Consider the following 18,640-nt stretch of genomic DNA (forward strand, 5'->3'; position numbering starts at 1 on the left):
GGATAGCTAAAACGCTTATAAGAAATATCCCCAATAACTTTTTTACTCCCATTTTTGTGCCTTTGAATTAATATATAATTTATAGATTATATATTAATTTTTAAAAAAACACACTAAAAGCAATCAAACTATCATTCGTGGTAAAAGTTCATAAGTGTTGGTTTGGTGATACCAACCATTGAATTGGAGGGATAAGGTCTAGGGGCGGGTTTGTTAGAGGTGGCGGATGGGTTGGGATTAATAGGTTGGTAATTTATGCCGTTAGGTTTTTGTCCTATTGTTTGCAGATTGATTTTTTTGTTTGCATTGTGAGATCTTAGGTAATCCAATGTCATTTTCAAATCGGCAAGATCTTGTTCTATTTCTGGATCAACAACGCCATTGTGGAGTTTTGCACTGCGATAATATTCATTATATTTTTCTACTATATCTTCAGCTAAAACTCTCATAGCATAAAATGAGCCTTTTTCTGTGTCTTGGTCTTTCAAGATTCTTTCAATGGTTTTATCATCTGCAGCATAACCTGCGTGTTCAAGAATTTGTTTATATGCCAACTTCATTTGATCTAATGAAATATTTGCTTTCGACATATCTTTAGTTCCTAATCCAATTCTTGTAAAAAATCCTCTAACCTTACCATCAGCTGTGCCAAATTGATCAGGGTCATACTGAAAAAAACTTCTAAAATAGTTTTTTACTGAGCTTTTCAGATTTGAGAGTTTATCGATTTTGACTTGCGATATTCTGACGCGTTCGGGATCAGTTTTCTTAGTAGGTTTTTTTGAGAGCCAATCGGCATAATATCCCACTCTTTCAGGGTCTTTTTGTGCTACTCCCAACGTTGTATAGGTGAATTTGCCCTCTCTTTCTTTGGCTTGATTTTGGGCGTTAAATGCGTTGATTTGATTTTGCATTGTTGCGTTTTGCATTTTATTAACGCCATATTGATAAAGGCTTTGGGCTTTGGTGTAATCCGTCTGGGCTTCCATCTGGTTTTGTTGGGATTGCTTGATGGTATCAAACCAGTTAAGCTCTTTTTGTTGTAAGGCGTTTTGATTATCCCACGCCCGCTTTTGGTATTCGTTATTGCCATAGTCCATAATGCCTTTGGCAAGGTTGTTAAATTGATTGGGGATATTTTGGCTCTGAAAGGCAAGGGCTTGATTTAAGCCTTGCATATTTTGGGCTTGGGCTACGTTATTGCCTGCTTGGATCATTAGGGCGAGTTTATTATCGATTGCCATTGTTGTTTTCTCCTTTGATACAAAATATGAGTGTATGTTCGAGTTGCCTGACATAGACCATCAGGCTTTGGGTGCTATTGAGGGCATCTTTTATCACATCGCCACTGCGAGTAAATCCCTCTCTTTGAGGCATTTCCACATCGCAAGGGATTGGCATAGCGACTTTTTTTATCACGATTTGGGGTTGGGTGCTACACGCACTAAGGCTTAGGGTGGCAAGCCCTGCTAAAATGATTTGTTTGAAAAGCTTAATGTTTTTCAAACACATTTCTAATCTCTACCACTGGCAGTGTGGTCTGTGTGCCAAGCACCTTTAAAAACCTCTCAAGGGCTATTTTGCTTTCTCTTATTGAGGTGCTTTTATCATCGATGAGCTTCTCGCCTAGCAAGATACAGCCGTCGGTATCTTTGGCAAAATTGCCTGCGTGAAAGAGGATTGCCCGAGACGCCGGGACATCGATATTATAGATTAGCGGGAGGGTGTTTTTGAATCGGGGCGAGTTATGCCAAGATAAGCCATATTTGCCTGCAGGGATTCGCAGGCGTTTATTGGCTTCTAGCCCCTCGTCTTTGGGTTCAAGCCCGTAGCATTCAAAAAGAAGTGCTTTATCAGCCTCTTCCCAGACTTCTACACGGGAGAGCGTGCAATCTGTGGCGACTTTAAAACGTTTTACGTATATTTTCATTTGGATTCCTTTGCATTATGTTTTACTCGATTCACGTTGTGAATCTGAAGACCGCTTTATGGAAGCGAAGCTTCCAGTCGCTCCTAATCTAAACTAGGTTTTATGCCCTGCTCCATACACTCCCGATACTTTTTGCTAGAGCGTCCTTTTCGCCTTGCTCTTTGTTGTAAGCCTTTTGCGCTTGGGCAAACACTTCTTTTTGTTGCTCGAGGGATTTTTTGGCGTTATAGGTAGCGGTGTTGAGATTGGCAATGCCAAGCCCCAGCCCAGCAAGCGTGCTAAGCCCTTGCACGCCCACGCCAATTGCGTTAGCATTTTGGGCAAACCAATTGGGGGCTTGGGTGGTCGCACTAGGCATTGCCGAACCAAAATTTGGCGTAGCTTGCGGGGGTGGGGTGGGGATAATCCCAATGCTTTGTAAAAATGTGTCGTCAAATCTGCCATAGCCGTATTGAGGAAATGATGGTGTTGCCATTATTTTTTCCTTGTTTTTTAGCTATCATCTTAAAGTGTTATGCGGGTCAAAAAAAGGTCGGTATAAACCTTTGAAACCAATTTTTCATACCCAAAGCAACGCTTTGGGTATGAAATGATTACTTTTAGGAGCGACTGGAAGCTTTGCTTCCATAAAGCGGTCTTCAGGTTTGCTTGCAAACCGAGTAGGCATTATGAAAAGGGCTGTAAATGGCAAAGTTTGTGTTATGTTTTTTGTGGTTGCCTTTGCTCCTTAGCGGGTGTATTTATACCCATTATCAAATCTACCCGCCCTTTGCTAAGTTCTTTACCGAGCAAAATTGCGATATGGTGCTCGATAAGTTTACCTATATGAATTGCTATTCCTATACAATGAAAGGCTCAAAAGCAGTTGCCTATAAGCTCGAAAGTAAAATCCTAGCCTTAAATCCTGCAGGCAAACGCCCGCCCTTTAGAGTGGATAAAGCATTGCCAGAAAAATACCAAACGCACCCAAAAGATTACACAAATAGCGGTTATGACAGGGGGCATATTCTTGCTAATGCCTCGATGAGTGCGACTGCTAAAGCGCAAAGGCGCACGTTCTTGATGAGTAATATTGTCCCGCAAAACCCCACCATTAATCGCAAAGTATGGAAAAAGTTTGAAGAGCGGGAGCGGGCATTGGCATTGGAGTTTGGCAGTGCGGAGGTGTTGAATCTCGTTATCTATCCCGTAGAGGGAGTGGAGCATTTGGAGTTTATCACCAATCATATCGCCATCCCATCTGCCTTTGTGAAAATAATCATCACACCGAGTAAAACCGAATGCTACGCCACGCCCAATGTGGCGGTGGAAGATGTGAAGATTGCAGATTATGTGATTGATTGCTTGAGCTTACCGCACTAACACCCGTAAGTTATTGCTATGCGTGGTCTCTCCATCGCTAATACGCACGCTCACTTCGTGATAACCGATAGTATCAAAGCGATATTGCATATTTTCACTCCCGATAAAGGTCGTCCCGCCAAAATCCCATTCGATAGTTTTAACATCTGCGATATTAGAAATCACGCCAAATGTGATAATCTCCCCGACACTAATATCGGTTTTGCTGGCATAAATGATGACTTTTTGGGCTTTTTGCTTTTCGAGGTCTTCGATGGATTTCATATCGAGTGAGCCATCTTTGCCGATTGCCATTATGCTGTCTCGTATTTTGGTATGGAGTTCGCCTGCGGTGAGGTTAGCGTAGTTATTGGCATTCCCAATAACATTCATATATTGGACGAGGGCGTTGCTTTTATTGATTTCTGTGTTGTCGTTAGCGGACTTGATAAGCACTTGGCATTTGATTTTTTCTTGCTCGAGTGTGGCTTGAGCAGTTTGGGCATTGATGGCTTGGGCGAGGGCTTGAGATTTTAAGATATTGGTTTCAATAGCGGATTTTCCCCGCAGGTCTTCAGCTTGCACTTGGGCGACTTGGAGTTTGAGTGCCATTTCCATACTCTGGGCTTGCAGTCCTGTGATGGTTTGGGCTAAAAAGGTCGCATAGGCGTTGGCTTGCTCTTGGGGCGTGAAAGTAAAATCCTTTAAGCCAATCTTGAAGCTATCCACAGCGTTTTTATAAAGTTCGCTCGCATTGATAGCGTCTTGGATTTTATTGTAACGTTCGATATAAGCGTCTATTTCTTTCATTGTTTATATCCCTTTAATATTCTTTTTAAACCCATCATTATTTTCGCTAAAAAACTGCTGGTTATACCATTCGATTTTGGGCTTGCCAAAGAGTTTTATAGAAAGGCTATTGTAACGGGCTAATGCGTAAGCACGCACGAAAAAATAAAGTATGTAGCGGGTGCTTTTCTTTATCCCAATCGCTGCCATACTTTCTAAAAATATATCATCGCACGTCTTTCTATGGATTAGCCCTAAAGCAAACAAATCACATAAATAATCGTGCAAAATACAGCATTTGAGATAATTTTCAAACGGGCTTAAAAGCCACCAAAAGATTTTTGGTATCGTTGCACCATCGCTAACATAGCCAGCGGGGATAAAGATTTCTTTGCGATTTTTCAGACAAATCCCACTTTTCCCCTCGACCATATCATCAAGGAGTTCGCCATCAGTGGGTTCGCCTGCTCGGTAATAGTTGATTCCCTCGAGTAACCGCAAACGTAAGCCATCTTTGTGTTCCCAGAAGCACTCGACTTTGAGGGGGGTTTTGATAGTAGAAACTTGAAATTGCATTTTAACTTTACTCCTTAAAAAAACTGAATCAAATCAAACATACTGGTATTCCGTGCATAGGTCTTTGGTAGATAGCATTGCTTGCATTATATTTTTGGCTTCTTTGACTTCTTCTTCATAGAGATTGAGATAATACTGGCTCTTTTGCAAGCTATCGACACGAGGTTCTTTCTGAAATGCTAAAAACATCGCATAGAAAATGATTGCATTGAATGCGTAAGGCTTGATTTCTACATAATCTTCAATGTTGGCTACACGCTTCAAATAAGAGTAGTTGATTTTTAAAAAGCCTTTGTCTTTTTTGGGCGATAAAAGGATTTCTTGGTTATTGAGGCTAAGTGTCAATTCTTCGTGCTTATTTTTGATAAAAAACTCATAACTGACAATCCGCACAGGGCGGTCGTTGTAAAAGCACGCATTGAGTGTTACTGCCATTGGGGGCAAGAGGAGTTTTTGCTTTTTTTGGGAAAACAACGCCAAATCAAACACGGCTTCATCATTAAATAACTTGAGGGCGATCTGGAGTTTGAAATAGGCATTATTGATAAAATCAATCAACTCATTATCAGAGTAATTTTTCTCCACTGCTTCATCACGTAGCCTACTACGCAACGAAGTAATAAACTCTTGGACTTCAATCATAGCTTTTTAAATCCGGGCTTGATAGAAATCGCCCAACCATAAGCATTATCGGGCAATATGACTTTATCGCCTTTTTTTATCTCAAATGTGCCGGTCCTCGTGCGTGCAAAATATGGCTCATCACCCTCGTAACGTAATGTAAGCACATTGATAGCCACTTCCCGCCCTTTTATAGCGTTATTTTGCACTTCTTCTTGTGGAAGCTCACCATCTTGCGGGGCGGATTTGTTTTTTTTGTTGAAAAATTCCATTTTGTTTCCTAAGTTTTGCCTTTCAAACCAGCCCGCCACGCTTTTTCGCTTATCCGCTAGGGGAAAAGCGGGTCAGGGTTTGGGGGAGTTTGAGGGGGATAAGGGGCGGACTTCGCAATTTAAGCCCCTTGTCCCCTCTCAAAAAAAGAAAAACAAGATGGTTAATTTGCAAATGAAAATCTGCCACTAAACTACAATGTTAGCTTTCCATCGTGCTAGAACTTGGAGCAAACACCAAAGCCCGAATGATTATTTTCACATCACCAGTCGGCACGCCACTGGCAGAAAATACGACTTTATCGGCTGTATTGAATGTCAAAAACACCGAAGAAACGCTGTGTTTGGTAGTCTCTGCGATATTATTCATCAAATCGACTTTCCCCTCTTTGGTCTTGATAGAAAAGGTCAATCCCGTGCCAAGTGGTTTTTGCACCTCTACACGCAGATCATAAATTGTATAGCCTGCTTGGAGGCTCATTATTTCAAACTCTTTTTTCCCTTCTTTAAACGAATCGCTATCGATCACGACTGGGAGGAGAAAACTATTGAACTGCACCCGTTGTATTGCTGTCTTCATTTTGTTATCCTTATTTTTATTCTTTAGATGAAATTATCCCAATCACACCAAAGTCTTGATTGTGATATAAGGGACTCATCGTATCTTCGTTATTGACTTCATAGCAGGTTTTAGCTACGCCAAGAACCTTGCTAACGGCACACTTTATCTTGGTCCCACTATCAGCAGTATTGTCAATGATAAAGGATACGGGCGAGCCAACATAGGCAATCCCTGTCCCGCCAATCACTGCGCCGATCGAAGTGCTTTTATCTGCTTTACCAGCATAATCGCCTAATACAAAGGAGCTATTTTTTCTGATAGCGTCATTGACATATTTTTCAAAGTCGGTTTGAGGCACATCGGTGTTGAGGAATCCCGGTTGGGTTTTAGTCCAGATTCCCATATTGATTACGGGGCAATTATCAATCTCACCGAGTAACCCGCTAAAAAGTTTATTTTCTGCATAGCCTCTTGTGCCTGCCCGTGCGTGCATATCGATCCAAACAGGGTCGGCTTGGAGTTGCTCGGCTTGATAGTTATCTAATAGCACGAGATACGAGGTCTTAAAAATCTTAATTCCTCCCTCTGTCATCTGGGATATGCGAGAAGGTCGCAAAGAAAAGGTCTCTTCGCCATTATATTTGATACCAAATCGTGCCATCGAAATAGCTTTTTTGATAGTCCCGACAGAGACAACATCGCCTGCGGTGATTTCACTGCAATATTCTTTTACAGAATTTTTACCTTTGCCATCGATATAACCCTTGCCATTTTTGGAAGCACATACGACGTTTGTCATATCCGCACTCATCGCAGCAATTATCATTCTATCGCTTTGATTGGTGAGCCAATTGGTAAGCTTATGTTCGCTATCACGGACAAAATCAGGGTCTTTAATATCCCGATATTCTTTGATTTCAGAAAGCAAGCTATTACGCTTTACCATCGGATAGATAGTTTGAGAGTAGCGATTGAAACTATCGATATTTCTATCGAGATCGGTATTCCCTTGCACGCCATCGCCTAAGAGTTGATCGCTAAGCTTGGGGCGGTAGGGATTCATTGTAGCGTGCGGGTAGGTGCGAATGGGTCTATCTTGCGAGCTACCCATCAGCGGTTCAAAAAGACTTTCAGCGACATAGCCCTCTTCCATTTGTTGGGCGATTTTTACCGCAACTAAGGGGTCATCGGCAAACTTAGTGTAATCAATACCATTATGGTTATAGTTAAAAACTGACATTTTGTTTTTCCTTTATGTTTTTTTAGGCTTCACCTTTTAAGATGTAGTGGGCTTTTTTTCTAACAATTCCAAATTTTAAACCTTAGTAACGCAGGGCAGTTTCACTGCCCGCAGTCTTCAGGTTTGTAAAACAAACCGAGTGGAAACTCTTTATGGTCTATTAAAGACTGATGCTTTCCCGCCATTTCCCATCATAGACCCGCCATTGGTTGGGCTGATGGGGAGTTTTCTGGGCAATCCTGCACCCTCACTAGCAGGGTTACTTTCACCCCCGCTGTCTTTGATTTGCTTCACAGCTCGCAGAAAATCACCCATTGGGAGTTGGGTGAGTTCAGCAAGTTGCTTAGGGGGGATGGCTTCTTGGGCAAATGCGACTAAACCCTCGACATTCTCATCGGGATATTGGGAAAGAAACTCACTTTTTGCCTTAGAAAACTCCGCTCCTGTCTTTTTGGTATGGATACTATTTTGGAGTTGCTCGGCTTGTGCTAGCTTACTTTTGATATTGGCTTCAAGATAGTCTTCTTGCAACTGAACGATGGTTTTGAAAAACTCTTGTTTGTCGTTAAAAAACATCTCTTCAAGCTCGGGTGTAGCTTCAAATCGCTCGGCAGCATATTTGGCAAAGTCATCTTTTATCGTTTCTTTGGCATTCTCTAGCTCTTCTTGGAGGGCTTGGAGTTGGGTTTCCTCATCTGCTGTGCTATAAGGGTCAAGGGGCTCTCCTGCTTCAGGGGGCATATTAGGGTCAGGTGGCATTTGCTCGCCTGCTTGCTCTTGACCCATTTGTCCATCGGGTGGTAGTCTGGGGTCTTGTGTTGGGTCATCCATAGGACTTCCTTTATTGGGATTTTGATTCGATTTTTTGGATTTTTATCGAATTGTCTGAAATCCTATGGAATTATCACATTTAAAAAAAGGTCGGTTTTTTTGAGTGCTTTTAAATAATCGCTAATCACGGCTTCAATCAAACAGCTTTGCGTCATTTGGAGTTTTTTGGAGTGGCGTTTGATTTTTTTTATTTTTGTTTTTGGCAACAGATAACGCTTTTGGTTTCTTATAGCATTTTTGAGCCTTTTTGATTTTTTGATACTCATTAGCAATTCCTTCACAAAAAAAATAATTAATGCTCGCTTCTAGCACTCGGGAGGGTGTTTGATGTTCGTATTGGCTCACAGCTTGGAGTAGTTCGATAAATTCCTTTGAAAGCGTATAGCACGGCGTTTTTTCTTTGGGGACTTTATTGCCTTTGTTATAGTGGCTCGGTCGGTTACTCATCGCTAATCTCCGATTTGGCAATAATGTCTAAAAGTTCCTTATCACTATAGCTCTTAAAATCTTGGGCTTGGGGCGTGATATTAGCGATATTGACATTGACTTCGGGGCTTTTGCCGTGAATGGTGGTTTTTACTTGGCTATACATATCGACTATCGCTTTGCCGAGTGAGACAATTTGTGGGCTGGTTTTGGGATTATTTAGATTATCGCTAGCAAATTGCTCAAACGCGTTTTTGGCAATCAATAAGGCTTCCATCGCTTTGCTATCGATAAACTCGACACTCATTGCCTTAAGCAACAAATTATCACTGCTCCGCTTGGCTGTCGCTTTGGCAATCGCTTCAGGGATACCATCGCTTATCAGCCCCGCTTCGATAGATTCTCTTATATCGTGCTTGCTTTTGGAAAGCTTACTTCCAAACTCCTCACGGGCGATGTCATTTAAGACATCTTTGTTTTTGATATGCTTGGCTTGCTCCCAATTCTCGGTTTTTATCCAATGATAGAGCGTGCGTTTTTTGACATCAAACATCTTTTGAAGCTCGGCGACCGAAATATAATTGGTTTCATAGTAGGCACGGATTTCGTTTTTGTCTTTTTTCATACAAACTCCTTTCTATTTGCGAATTTATTTTATAATGTGCCCCGACCTAGAATGATGGATTCTAGGCAAAGGTTTCAAAAAGTGGGACCAGTTTGTAGTAAAACCCAACGTTTAAAAGCGTTGGGTTTTTTTTTGCTTGCAAGGTTTAACTGCTAGGCAGTAGGGAGAGGGGCGGGATACTACAAACTGGAGACCAAGTAATGGACACTCTCAACTTCATTATCGCTATCGTTGCGATATTTGCAAGCATTTTTAGAGAGGAGATTCGGGAATTTTTCCACCTCTTTAAGAAGCGATAGCCGTTCTCACTTCCCACGTTTTGCCACCCATAGGCAGGGCGTGGGTTTATATATTCCACCCGCTTTGCGTATTTTCATAAATTTCTAACAACGGGTCATTTTGGGTTTTTTCATCATTGCCTTGATAGGCACTCACAAACTCACTACTCACACCGCTCGCTAGTGCGTCAATGCAGTCATCTTTTTTGTGTGGTTTTTCAGGATTGAAGCTAAAAAGTTCTTTTTTGATTTGCTCTAGCCCCCGTGCATTGCTAAAGAATTTCAATTGCCCTGTGTTGTAGTAAGGGCGGAGGGCTTTAATCTTTTCGACTTTGGATACTTTGCGAGAGGCGTTATAAGGTGTAATGCCATTAAGCAATAAGGGCTTATTTTCAAGGCGAAACACCGCATTGATTTCTGCAATCTTTTTATAGAGCAAGCGGGTAATCGTAATGCCCCCACCGGCTTGTTCGATAAACACACCCGCATAAGGATAGAGTGCCATCGCTTCGATGATTTTTGCGATGGTTTGCTCTTCATCCCAAACACCATAAAAGCAATCCCGCAAGATGATAAGTTCTTTTTGGTTTTCCATCGAGATACCAAAGACTACCACCGCCCGATTGTCCGCACTGCTCTGCAAGCTTTCAGCGGTATCGACAAAGATATAGATATTTTGCGTGGGGAGTTCAAACCCGCTAATCTCACGATAATATTGGGGCAAAAAATAGCCCGCTTCAGAGACTTGGGGGTCTTGTAGATATTGGGTGCTAAAGTTATCTTCGCCCATCTCTAATCGGACTTGCTCGAGGCTCTCTAAGCTGTGGCGTTTGGGAAATAATGGCTCGTTAGCTTCTCTTGTGTAGCTGTAATCGCCTATCTCATAGGTCATCGGGCTTTTATTGATGGCTTCTAGACAAATTTGTTTCCATTGGGTTTGCTCGATTCCTTTGAAATTCTTGGGATTTAGCAGGTAACCGCACAGATCCTCTTCAGATAGGCGTTGCATCATAATAATAATGGTTGCTTTGTAGTCTTCATCTTCAAGCAAACGAGAAAGGATAGATTCACGGAAATTATCAATCACACGATTTCGCTCGGCTCGGCTAGATATATCACTCGCTTTTATCGGGTCATCGACAATAATGCTATGGGCGTGAAAACCCGTAATCGGGCTTTTTAGCGTGGTAGAAAACAGCCCGCCACCCTCAGATAAGACCCATTCTTTGGTATTATCTTGCATAAAGATTTTCTTCCCAAAGATACTTTCAAACCACTTGCTTTTCATCAGACTACGGATTTCATTGCTGATTTTGGTGTAGAGTTCATCAGAATAGGTAACATACATAAACTTGAGTTTGGGATTATTCCCCAAAGCCCACGGGATAAAGGTGCGTGCAATGATTTCAGTTTTGCCATAGCTTGGGGGGAGATTGATTATCAAGCGGTTTAACTTGGGCGTGAGGCTCGTTTCTAGGCTTTTGGCGATATAGTCATAATGCCAATTGTCATTGAAGCGTTTTTCGTGATAATTTTCCCATTTAGCCAGCAAAAACGCTTTCAAGCTTCGCCTGCAAAGCTCTCGTTTGGCTAGCTCTAAACGGGCTTTTGAAATAACGGGATTCATTGTTTTATCCTTTCTTGGGCTGGTTGATATTTGATGGAAACCGATAAAACCTATCTCAAATACACAAGCAACGCTTGGGTATGAGATGATTGCTTTAGGAGCGTTTGGGGGCTTCGCTCCCAAAAAGCGGTCTTCAGGTTTGCAAGGCAAACCGAGTAAAAATTAGATAAGGCTATATTTTTTTAGGTCGCCTTTGAGACTTTCAAGCTCGCTAAGCTTTTTTTCTATCGGGAGTTGGCTTGTTTTTATTTGATTGATTTTTTGCATTTTGTTGCGTTTGTAGAGGAGCTTCATCGCTTCTTTGAGATTGCTTGGCGGGATAATACTTTCATCAAGGAGAATCTGGGCGATTTGGGGGTGGCTTTGATTCAAGCACAGCGCTTTGAAACTCTCTTGCGTGGAGCTAAAATCAAACTCATCGAGCCACTCGACTACGAAATCGACATTGGCAGGCATTAACGCCATCGCTTTGATGATACTGGCTTCAAGGCTATCATAAGTCGGTCGGGGTATTTCTTTTACCTTAGGGAGTTCATTTTTAAGATATTTGCTATCACACCCGAGCTTTTTAGCAACGGCTTGTTCGTAAGATTCACGGATAAAGTCATTTTGGATACTGCTAAGAAATTTTTTCACGGCGATGATAGCTTTATTTTTTTCTTCAATACTTCCCATATTTTTTAGCAATTCCCGCAGGGCAAACTTGATAATCGGGATTCTTTTGGCATTAGCGATAGTCTCTATCTCACCTTTTGCGACAAGCTCCGCACAATCTTTCCCCCCACTGATTGCCAGCACTTCGCTTTCATATTGGCTTTGAGCAATCAGAGCCTCGATACTTTTATGGGTGGCATTAATGCCGGCTTTGTCATTATCGAGACACAAGATAATCTTGGCTTCAAGTTTGGCAAGGCTAGCGATTTGCTCGGTGCATAATGCCGTCCCGCAGATGGCAACCACGTTTTTAAAGCCCGCTTGAGAAAGCATAATACAATCCATATAGCCCTCAACCACAATCACTTCTTTTTTGGCAATAATGCTGTCTTTGGCTAGATGGTAGCCATAAAGAATGGTGCGTTTGTTATAGATTTTGCTTTCTTTTGAATTGATATATTTGGCTTGGGGTTTCTTATAATTGTTCGGTTCTAACACCCTAGCACCAAAGGCTGTTACTTTGCCAAATTTATCCCATATCGGAAACATCAAGCGATTGCTAAAGGGCGTATAAGTCTGCCCGTTCATATCTTTATACAACACCCCGCTAAAAAGGGCAAACGGCACATCGGTATCATTGATAATCTTTTTAAATTCAAAACTCAGCGGGCAAAAGCCCAAGCTAAAGCGGGCGATACTCTCTTCAGATACGCCCCGCTCTTTGAAATACGCTAAGGCTTCGGGTGTGTTCTTTAGTGTCGTGGCAAAATAGTCTTTGCAGGTCTCAAGCAAAAGGGATTTAGGCTTTTTTTCCGCACTTCCCCCACTTTTAAACTCGAGTGTAAAGCCGATAAGGTCAGCGACCTTTTGGCAGGCTTCATTGAAATCTAGCTTTTGATGGCGGGCTACAAAATCAATCGCATCGCCCCCGACACCACAGCCAAAGCAATGATACACGCCTTTGGACCTACTGACACTAAAGCTGGGCGTCTTTTCATCGTGAAAGGGGCAACAGCCCATATAATTGCTCCCTGATTTTTTTAGCACGACAAAATTAGAAATCACTTCGACAATATCGATGGCATTTTTGAGGGCTTCTAAATTAGCTATCATTATTTATCCTTTAAAATTAATTTCCAATACTCAAAGCAACGCTTTGGGTATGAAATGGTTACTTTAGGAATGGAGCAGAGTTTCACTCTGCGGAATGGTCTTCAGATTGGCTCTTTAGGCGAATCGAGTGAAACTAAAGTATATTCATCTAATAGGTCCTTAATAGCTTCGATTTCATCTTCCATATTTTCGATATGCTCGGCTAATAGCTCATTACGCTTTTGCATACGATGGATAAACAATCCTATCAACATAAATAAGAACGGCACAATACAAATCACTATTTCTAACATCACAACTCCTTTAGACATACATTGCCAGCAACATAGCGTGTGTATCTTTTTTCCATACCTTGCAGATATTGCGGATAAAACCCTCGACTTTGGCGAGGATAATATTATTTTTCTCGCAGGCTTTTTCTAGCTCCACGTATTGATAACCCCGATTATTGAAATCAATTTCTACATATTCCCTGCCAGCCTCTAAGATAGCATTGGTTAAAAGATAGGCGTAGTTATAAAAATCCACCAAACAATCACTTTGCTTTTCGATGGCTTTAGCAAATAGGAAGCGAGCGAGCTTGAGTGCTAGAAGCGTTTTGATTTCATCACAGATGTCGGTGAGTTCTGCAGTTTCTCTTGTTTGTGCGGGAACTTTTTCAAATCTAATTTGAATACAATCTTTAAAAAGTTTCTGGACTTTCATTAGCTCTCTAAAATTATCCCCATATTCCTTGCCACGCTCTTGTAAAATAATGGTTTGTCGGTTGATCATTTTGATTCCTTTGTTTGATGATTTGATGGATTGCTTATATTCTTTCTCGATAAGCTTGAGCTGTTTTTTTGCTTGGTCGAACTCCTGTTTGGCATTTTCATAGCCTGATTGCACTTGCTCTAATTGCTGTTTTGCCTTTTGATAGGCTGTTTTTATCTGGGAATGGATTGCTTGTTGCATTGTCGCCATAAATCACCTCCTACCTCGTTGTAATAATTTTTGACTTGATCGACTACTCTATAATGGAAATTATTTTGATACGCCCGCTCAAAGGACATCTTTTGATAGATAAGCCCGTTGTATTCAAAAAAATACTTGGGGCTATAGTCGGCGTTATTGCCCTTGAGTGCTGGTTTATTGAAATTCATTTATTATCCTTTGTGTTTTTATTTATGAAAATGAATCTCATTTTTTGATAGAATGGTCCTTATTGAGTTAAAGGACAAACAATGTTTAAAAAAATGATGATTCTTTCTGTGTTTTGCTGTGCTGTTTTTGCAACACAGCCCCAACAAGATTTGATAACTAAAGCAGGAAAAACAAAATTAGCCCTGCCTATGGGAGACAAACAAAGCTTGCTTATTAAACCCAAGACTTGCGATACGGAACGTAGAGGTTGTTGTAGTTGGCACGGGGGCGTATGTGGTTGCTCCAATGGGCGAGCGGTTTGTTGCGATGGCACAGCAAGCCCGAGTTGCGGTTGTTAAATCTGCACTATTGCCACTGCTTCATCCATTGAATCCATAGCGTTGCGCTTGAATTTCAAGCTAATGGGGTCGAAAAACACCTCTTCTTTGAAATGCTTGCCCGTTTGCTTGTTTTTCTTAATGATGATGGTCCGTTTATTGGGGTGAAACTCTTTGTCGGTGAGTTCTTTATCAGGCTTGGTGTGTTCGATTCTTATCGTTATGGAGCTTTCGTGTCCGCCTTTTTTACTTCCCATTGGGTTATTCGGGTCGCTTTTGGCGGTCTGAATGACTAGAATAATAAGAATCTCTAAGTTATGGGCGAGCTTAGCCAGCGTGCTAAATTTCGCCGATTCCTCTTCTTCCATACTGCGAGACTTAGGCACATCGATACGCATTTGTGAATCAATCAAAAATACTTTCACGCCTTGTTTATGCAGATGTTTGATATTATCGCTGACTTGGGATATATCATAGCCATCATTGATGATATAGAGATTTTTCCCTGCCTTATCGATGAAGCTACTATCATTTTGCATTTTGCGGGTGATATATTGGCGGGCGGTAAATTCAAAACAAAAAAAGCACACGGGGTGTGTCTTTGCCATAAATTCGAGAATCTGCAAACCTAAGGAAGTTTTACCCGCTTCTGGCTCACCACTTAGTAGCACCATTTGGGACGTCTCAAAACCGCCTGCCAAACTCAAATCCAAAAAATCTACCCCCGTTTTGAACTTGGGGACAGCGGGCATATTCTCAAACGCATTCGCCCAGTCCGCAAAGCTTTTGTAATCTTTGGGCGGGGCGGGGATTTTAGAAGTTAGCACATTGATGTCGGCAATCTCGCCCTCTTTGGCTTTGAGTAGCAATTCCGTAGCGATTTTTTCTTGCGTGCGGAGCTTGAATCGTCGCTCCATTTCCGGGATATATTCCATAAAATCGACAATCGGGGAAGCGGTTTGGATTTCAAGGAGGACTTCCCGATATTTTTGCGGGATATGCTCTAATAGTAAGGCAATGCTGATAGGCTTTTTGTCATCGTGGAGTAAAAGCATTTGGCTATAAACTGCCCCGCTATCTTCGCTAAAGTGATAGGGCTTGACATAATGGGAAAAGTCTGCCATTTTATCGGGGAATTCAAGGAGCGAAGCGAGGATTTGGCTTTCTAATGCAGTCATTTATTCCCCCTTGTCTCTAAACTCCAAAAATACCTCGAGCAACACATAACACACCACAAAGCCTGTCGCTAGCAATAAGATAAACAACATTATGAGTAATGTTTTCATCACACACCCCTTAAAAATCTATCTCGAATATTCAAGCTTGCTTGAATATGAGATGGTAACTTTAGGAGCGAAGCGAGGCTTTGCCTTGCGTAGAGGTCTTCAGATTCACGCAGTGAATCGAGTAAAGATAATGGTAAGGTTTTCATCACGCACTGCCTTTATTTGGTGATGAGCGGGGATAAATCCCTTTGTTTTGGTAATATTCGCACTCTTTGACCCATTGTTGGTAAGTGTGGGTCTTTTGCTGTAGATGAGCGATGATGGCTTGTATTTCTTGGGGATTGCTGGCATATTCTTGGAAAAACTTGGATTTTTTTGTGATGAAAGTTTTTGCCATCAAATCCAATAAAACAGCGTTTTTATCTTGTGTTTGCATAGGTATATCCTTGAAAATTTTTGATTATTTTTATGCGGTTTGCTAAGGCAAACCTGAAGACCACTCACGGGAGCTAAGCCTATGGGTGGGTGGGTCAGTTTCGCTCCTGAAGCACAGGGTATATCCTGCTATCGCAGGAATATCAACTTGGGGCGGGCGGGCAAAGTTTCTAAGGTTTAAAAGTTTGGAATTGCTTGTTTGTTAATTTTGCAGGTAAAATGCTAAGGCGAACAAATGGCAAGACCATTCAGCGGGTTTGGAGTGGCAACATTCTAATAATTCCCCCTTGTATCTTGAATATTATACGTGTTGGTCTCAATCTCGTTAATATCACTGATAAACCGCTCCAAAACGCCATCTTTGAAGCGTATAATCACATCAATCATCTCATCACTATTTTCAGCTTGCTTGACATTTTGCAAAAACTCATCACAATCACCCTTTATATCGTTTATCACATCGTTTAAATCTTCTTTGATGTCATCTAAAATCATTGTCAATTCTCCACTGGATAATCAAAAACATCTATCTCGAAATACAACCCGACAAATAGGGCGTATTTCTTGATTATTTTTGATATCTCATCTTTGTTTGATTCTGTTTCTAGTTCAATAATTCCCTCGAAAAAATCTTCCTCGCTTCTCATACTGCCATACATAATCTCGGCTTCTTGCTCTGCTTCAAGCAGTCTATCCTGTGGTATTTTTGCTCTCAAGGCAACCATCTCTTTAAAGACATCATCTTTCACGCCTAATCTAAAATTAATATCAAGGGATTTTGTATCAATATTAGAAAACGCCCCCGCATATTCTTCTATTTCTTCAATTGTCATATTAGCTCCTTTCACACCAATTGTTTTATTTTTTCAATAATAATTTTTTTAGCAGTCTTCTTACTGCCTATGATTTCATACACACGATGAAACATATCTTCAACTATTTTTTCAGCTTCCTTGTTTTTTTGGTTTTCCCCATCTTGCAATCGCTTTTCAAATATAGCACGCAACGCCTCTATATAATCGTAGAGATAGCACACACCATAATCAAAATCATCGGATAGCTCTTTAGTGTGATGTTCTATCAACCTTATAAGCTCCTCTTCTGTTTCTTCTTTATTGGGGCGTTGGTCTCTCTCCATATAAACTACACGTTCGCCATACTTGAAGACCAGTTTATCCAATAAAACCCTAGCACGGATTTCAAGATTTCCTATTGTATAGAGATTCTCTAAGTTGCTTTTTTTACATTCTCTTGTAAAGTTTTCTAAAAATTCTCTGATTGTTTGCATATTAGCTCCTTATTTAATTTCTTATTTTGCTCTGGGAGTTAGCTTCAACTAGTCTTCCAAACCCATCACATTCTGTTAAATACACGCCCCCCTCGCAGTTAGTGCAGTAATTACAACTTTCTAGTGTATCGGAGTTCTTGCACCCGTTGCAGTAAGTAAGACATTTGCTATTTTCGCAGTTAAGGCACTCACGGCAATCAAAGCATTTATCACATCTATGGGAATCAATTACCCATTCCGATTTATAGGAGCAACTGCAAGATTCACAATACTCGCATTTAATGCAAGAAACGCAAAATTCGCACTCACGGCAAGAAACGCAGTTAAGGCATTCATTACATCCAAAGCACCCAATGCAGTTTATTAGCTCCCTGCTATCAAAACAGCCCTCGCAGTTAATAAGGGACTGGGACGCTTGTTCTGCTTCTTCTTCCGTGTATGTTTTTATATCCCAATAATTTTTCCCATCCGTGTAATATTTTCTATTATCAATTTCTTCTATTTCCATTTTAAGTCCTTTTATGCACTGATTAAATGTTCTATAATCTTATACCCGCCCACAATAGCCACTGCTGACCCAGCAATAGTTAGGCAAATCACAAACACGCTCAAGAAAAAACAAACTATATCAATCAATGCATCTGTATTTATTTTCATTGTTGCTCCTTATTTTCTTTATTTATTGCTCTAGCAGTCTTTTTGGGTGTTTTTAACAAGGTCCGCAACACCTTTATTATCAGCGTGCATTCTAGCTCCACCTCCTCTGTTTGTTCTTCATTGCGGTATCTCGTCTTACGATGCATTTTTGTTATATCACTATCTGGTGGCGCGATGATTTTCACATCAAATGTTTTGAAGGCAAATTGACGAAGCTCTTTTAGCTCATCTTGTATTTTTCTTATTGCTTTTTGGTTTTGTTTTTTTAGCAAAGTCCAAACACAAAAAACGAGGAAAGAATTTAAGAAAAAAGCAATGATAAATAGTTTCCAATCCATTTTTGAATCCTTTTATGATTTATTTTTGATTTGAATAGGGAATTTATGGAGATAAATTGCGGTTTTTATGTGCCAGTTTTAGTTTATTTTAAGAGTGCCAAAGATACACAAACCCGTATTTATCGTATCCAAGAATTTGAAGTAACAGCGTGTTTTTTGGTATGTATTTTGATGTCAAATAGCGATAAAGTCAAACTTTCAAATGTTTATAAGTCTAAACATTTGGAGGGTGAAAACCCCGCTACGCCGACCAGTGTGCTTCTAAATCAACCCCCTAAAACACGCTATTTGTTTTTCTTCAAATTCCACCTGTGCCAGTTATGTGCCAAAAGCTCCCTTAGCTATTAACTCAAG

The 18,640-nt window shown here is 40.9% G+C and carries 29 protein-coding genes; 3 read left to right on the forward strand and 26 right to left on the reverse strand.

The annotated features are described in order from the left end of the window. Positions 1-131 precede the first annotated feature (131 nt). From BJI48_RS08770 to BJI48_RS08785, 4 genes are all read right to left on the reverse strand, one after another. The gene (locus BJI48_RS08770; RefSeq protein WP_095334108.1) at positions 132-1,244 is read right to left on the reverse strand and encodes a hypothetical protein; all 1,113 of its coding nucleotides are present in this window, start codon (positions 1,242-1,244) and stop codon (positions 132-134) included. Then, entirely contained in the window at positions 1,231-1,506 is a 276-nt protein-coding gene (locus tag BJI48_RS08775; protein WP_143428794.1) for a hypothetical protein, read from the reverse strand. Before BJI48_RS08775 ends, BJI48_RS08770 begins: the two co-directional genes overlap by 14 nt. Beyond that, entirely contained in the window at positions 1,493-1,930 is a 438-nt protein-coding gene (locus tag BJI48_RS08780) for a DUF5675 family protein (RefSeq protein WP_095334112.1), read from the reverse strand. Before BJI48_RS08780 ends, BJI48_RS08775 begins: the two co-directional genes overlap by 14 nt. Positions 1,931-2,030: 100 nt before the next feature. After that, positions 2,031-2,405 (reverse strand): hypothetical protein, encoded by a 375-nt coding sequence (locus BJI48_RS08785; protein WP_095334114.1) that lies wholly within the window; start codon positions 2,403-2,405, stop codon positions 2,031-2,033. 209 nt (positions 2,406-2,614) lie between these two features. Here BJI48_RS08785 and BJI48_RS08790 point away from each other — a divergent pair, with 209 nt between their 5' ends. Then, positions 2,615-3,292 (forward strand): DNA/RNA non-specific endonuclease, encoded by a 678-nt coding sequence (locus BJI48_RS08790; RefSeq protein WP_095334116.1) that lies wholly within the window; start codon positions 2,615-2,617, stop codon positions 3,290-3,292. On the opposite strand, the gene BJI48_RS08795 is transcribed toward BJI48_RS08790, so the two are convergent. The 14 genes from BJI48_RS08795 to BJI48_RS09345 all read right to left on the reverse strand — a co-directional run bounded on the left by BJI48_RS08795 (position 3,281) and on the right by BJI48_RS09345 (position 14,024). Continuing rightward, positions 3,281-4,081 carry a hypothetical protein gene (locus tag BJI48_RS08795; RefSeq protein ID WP_095334119.1) on the reverse strand — a complete coding sequence of 267 codons (801 nt, stop codon included), beginning with the start codon at positions 4,079-4,081 and terminating at the stop codon, positions 3,281-3,283. The two genes, BJI48_RS08790 and BJI48_RS08795, sit on opposite strands and share 12 nt — an antisense overlap. 3 nt (positions 4,082-4,084) lie before the next feature. Continuing rightward, the gene (locus BJI48_RS08800) at positions 4,085-4,636 is read right to left on the reverse strand and encodes a DUF1353 domain-containing protein (protein WP_095334121.1); all 552 of its coding nucleotides are present in this window, start codon (positions 4,634-4,636) and stop codon (positions 4,085-4,087) included. A 33-nt stretch (positions 4,637-4,669) separates the two neighbouring features. Further along, the gene (locus BJI48_RS08805) at positions 4,670-5,278 is read right to left on the reverse strand and encodes a hypothetical protein (RefSeq protein ID WP_095334123.1); all 609 of its coding nucleotides are present in this window, start codon (positions 5,276-5,278) and stop codon (positions 4,670-4,672) included. Then, on the reverse strand, positions 5,275-5,529 hold the full coding sequence (locus BJI48_RS08810; protein WP_095334125.1) for a hypothetical protein: 255 nt from the start codon (positions 5,527-5,529) through the stop codon (positions 5,275-5,277). Before BJI48_RS08810 ends, BJI48_RS08805 begins: the two co-directional genes overlap by 4 nt. A gap of 199 nt (positions 5,530-5,728) precedes the next feature. Beyond that, on the reverse strand, positions 5,729-6,106 hold the full coding sequence (locus BJI48_RS08815; protein WP_095334127.1) for a hypothetical protein: 378 nt from the start codon (positions 6,104-6,106) through the stop codon (positions 5,729-5,731). A 16-nt stretch (positions 6,107-6,122) separates the two neighbouring features. Further along, positions 6,123-7,328 (reverse strand): DUF4043 family protein, encoded by a 1,206-nt coding sequence (locus BJI48_RS08820; protein WP_095334129.1) that lies wholly within the window; start codon positions 7,326-7,328, stop codon positions 6,123-6,125. A gap of 150 nt (positions 7,329-7,478) precedes the next feature. Next, positions 7,479-8,159 (reverse strand): hypothetical protein, encoded by a 681-nt coding sequence (locus BJI48_RS08825; RefSeq protein WP_095334132.1) that lies wholly within the window; start codon positions 8,157-8,159, stop codon positions 7,479-7,481. 132 nt (positions 8,160-8,291) lie between these two features. Next, the gene (locus tag BJI48_RS08830) at positions 8,292-8,606 is read right to left on the reverse strand and encodes a hypothetical protein (protein WP_095334134.1); all 315 of its coding nucleotides are present in this window, start codon (positions 8,604-8,606) and stop codon (positions 8,292-8,294) included. Further along, a complete protein-coding gene (locus tag BJI48_RS08835) occupies positions 8,599-9,210 on the reverse strand; it encodes a hypothetical protein (protein ID WP_095334136.1) in 612 nt (203 codons plus the stop codon). Before BJI48_RS08835 ends, BJI48_RS08830 begins: the two co-directional genes overlap by 8 nt. Before the next feature lie 345 nt (positions 9,211-9,555). Then, complete coding sequence (locus tag BJI48_RS08840; protein ID WP_095334137.1) at positions 9,556-11,115, reverse strand: hypothetical protein; 1,560 nt, start codon at positions 11,113-11,115, stop codon at positions 9,556-9,558. A gap of 162 nt (positions 11,116-11,277) precedes the next feature. Beyond that, positions 11,278-12,882 carry a DNA primase gene (dnaG, locus tag BJI48_RS08845; protein WP_095334139.1) on the reverse strand — a complete coding sequence of 535 codons (1,605 nt, stop codon included), beginning with the start codon at positions 12,880-12,882 and terminating at the stop codon, positions 11,278-11,280. A 101-nt stretch (positions 12,883-12,983) separates the two neighbouring features. Continuing rightward, entirely contained in the window at positions 12,984-13,178 is a 195-nt protein-coding gene (locus BJI48_RS08850; protein ID WP_143428795.1) for a hypothetical protein, read from the reverse strand. 7 nt (positions 13,179-13,185) lie between these two features. Continuing rightward, positions 13,186-13,845, reverse strand: a complete 660-nt coding sequence (locus BJI48_RS08855; protein WP_095334143.1) for a hypothetical protein — start codon at positions 13,843-13,845, stop codon at positions 13,186-13,188. Beyond that, positions 13,809-14,024: a hypothetical protein gene (locus BJI48_RS09345; RefSeq protein WP_143428796.1), complete on the reverse strand. Its 216-nt coding sequence runs from the start codon at positions 14,022-14,024 to the stop codon at positions 13,809-13,811. Before BJI48_RS09345 ends, BJI48_RS08855 begins: the two co-directional genes overlap by 37 nt. An 81-nt stretch (positions 14,025-14,105) precedes the next feature. Between BJI48_RS09345 and BJI48_RS08860 the strand changes: the two genes are divergently transcribed. Further along, positions 14,106-14,363: a hypothetical protein gene (locus tag BJI48_RS08860; protein ID WP_095334145.1), complete on the forward strand. Its 258-nt coding sequence runs from the start codon at positions 14,106-14,108 to the stop codon at positions 14,361-14,363. Here the strand turns inward: BJI48_RS08860 and BJI48_RS08865 are convergent. The 8 genes from BJI48_RS08865 to BJI48_RS08890 all read right to left on the reverse strand — a co-directional run bounded on the left by BJI48_RS08865 (position 14,360) and on the right by BJI48_RS08890 (position 18,286). After that, positions 14,360-15,520 (reverse strand): DnaB-like helicase C-terminal domain-containing protein, encoded by a 1,161-nt coding sequence (locus BJI48_RS08865; protein ID WP_095334147.1) that lies wholly within the window; start codon positions 15,518-15,520, stop codon positions 14,360-14,362. The genes BJI48_RS08860 and BJI48_RS08865 overlap by 4 nt on opposite strands. Positions 15,521-15,627: 107 nt before the next feature. After that, positions 15,628-15,774 carry a hypothetical protein gene (locus tag BJI48_RS09480; protein ID WP_180763103.1) on the reverse strand — a complete coding sequence of 49 codons (147 nt, stop codon included), beginning with the start codon at positions 15,772-15,774 and terminating at the stop codon, positions 15,628-15,630. Further along, positions 15,774-16,004, reverse strand: a complete 231-nt coding sequence (locus BJI48_RS08870; RefSeq protein WP_095334149.1) for a hypothetical protein — start codon at positions 16,002-16,004, stop codon at positions 15,774-15,776. Before BJI48_RS08870 ends, BJI48_RS09480 begins: the two co-directional genes overlap by 1 nt. A 272-nt stretch (positions 16,005-16,276) precedes the next feature. Beyond that, entirely contained in the window at positions 16,277-16,498 is a 222-nt protein-coding gene (locus BJI48_RS08875) for a hypothetical protein (RefSeq protein ID WP_095334151.1), read from the reverse strand. 2 nt (positions 16,499-16,500) lie between these two features. Continuing rightward, positions 16,501-16,836, reverse strand: a complete 336-nt coding sequence (locus BJI48_RS08880; RefSeq protein WP_095334153.1) for a hypothetical protein — start codon at positions 16,834-16,836, stop codon at positions 16,501-16,503. 11 nt (positions 16,837-16,847) lie between these two features. After that, on the reverse strand, positions 16,848-17,291 hold the full coding sequence (locus tag BJI48_RS08885) for a hypothetical protein (protein ID WP_095334155.1): 444 nt from the start codon (positions 17,289-17,291) through the stop codon (positions 16,848-16,850). A 519-nt stretch (positions 17,292-17,810) separates the two neighbouring features. Further along, a complete protein-coding gene (locus BJI48_RS09485; protein WP_180763104.1) occupies positions 17,811-17,948 on the reverse strand; it encodes a hypothetical protein in 138 nt (45 codons plus the stop codon). Next, on the reverse strand, positions 17,945-18,286 hold the full coding sequence (locus BJI48_RS08890; RefSeq protein WP_095334157.1) for a hypothetical protein: 342 nt from the start codon (positions 18,284-18,286) through the stop codon (positions 17,945-17,947). Before BJI48_RS08890 ends, BJI48_RS09485 begins: the two co-directional genes overlap by 4 nt. Positions 18,287-18,331: 45 nt before the next feature. On the opposite strand from BJI48_RS08890, the gene BJI48_RS08895 reads away from it, so the two are divergent. Next, positions 18,332-18,634, forward strand: coding sequence for a hypothetical protein (locus BJI48_RS08895; protein ID WP_095334159.1), 303 nt, complete (start codon positions 18,332-18,334; stop codon positions 18,632-18,634). Positions 18,635-18,640 lie beyond the last annotated feature (6 nt).

The sequence above is a fragment of the Helicobacter sp. 11S02596-1 genome, assembly GCF_002272825.1.
GTDB lineage: Bacteria > Campylobacterota > Campylobacteria > Campylobacterales > Helicobacteraceae > Helicobacter_J.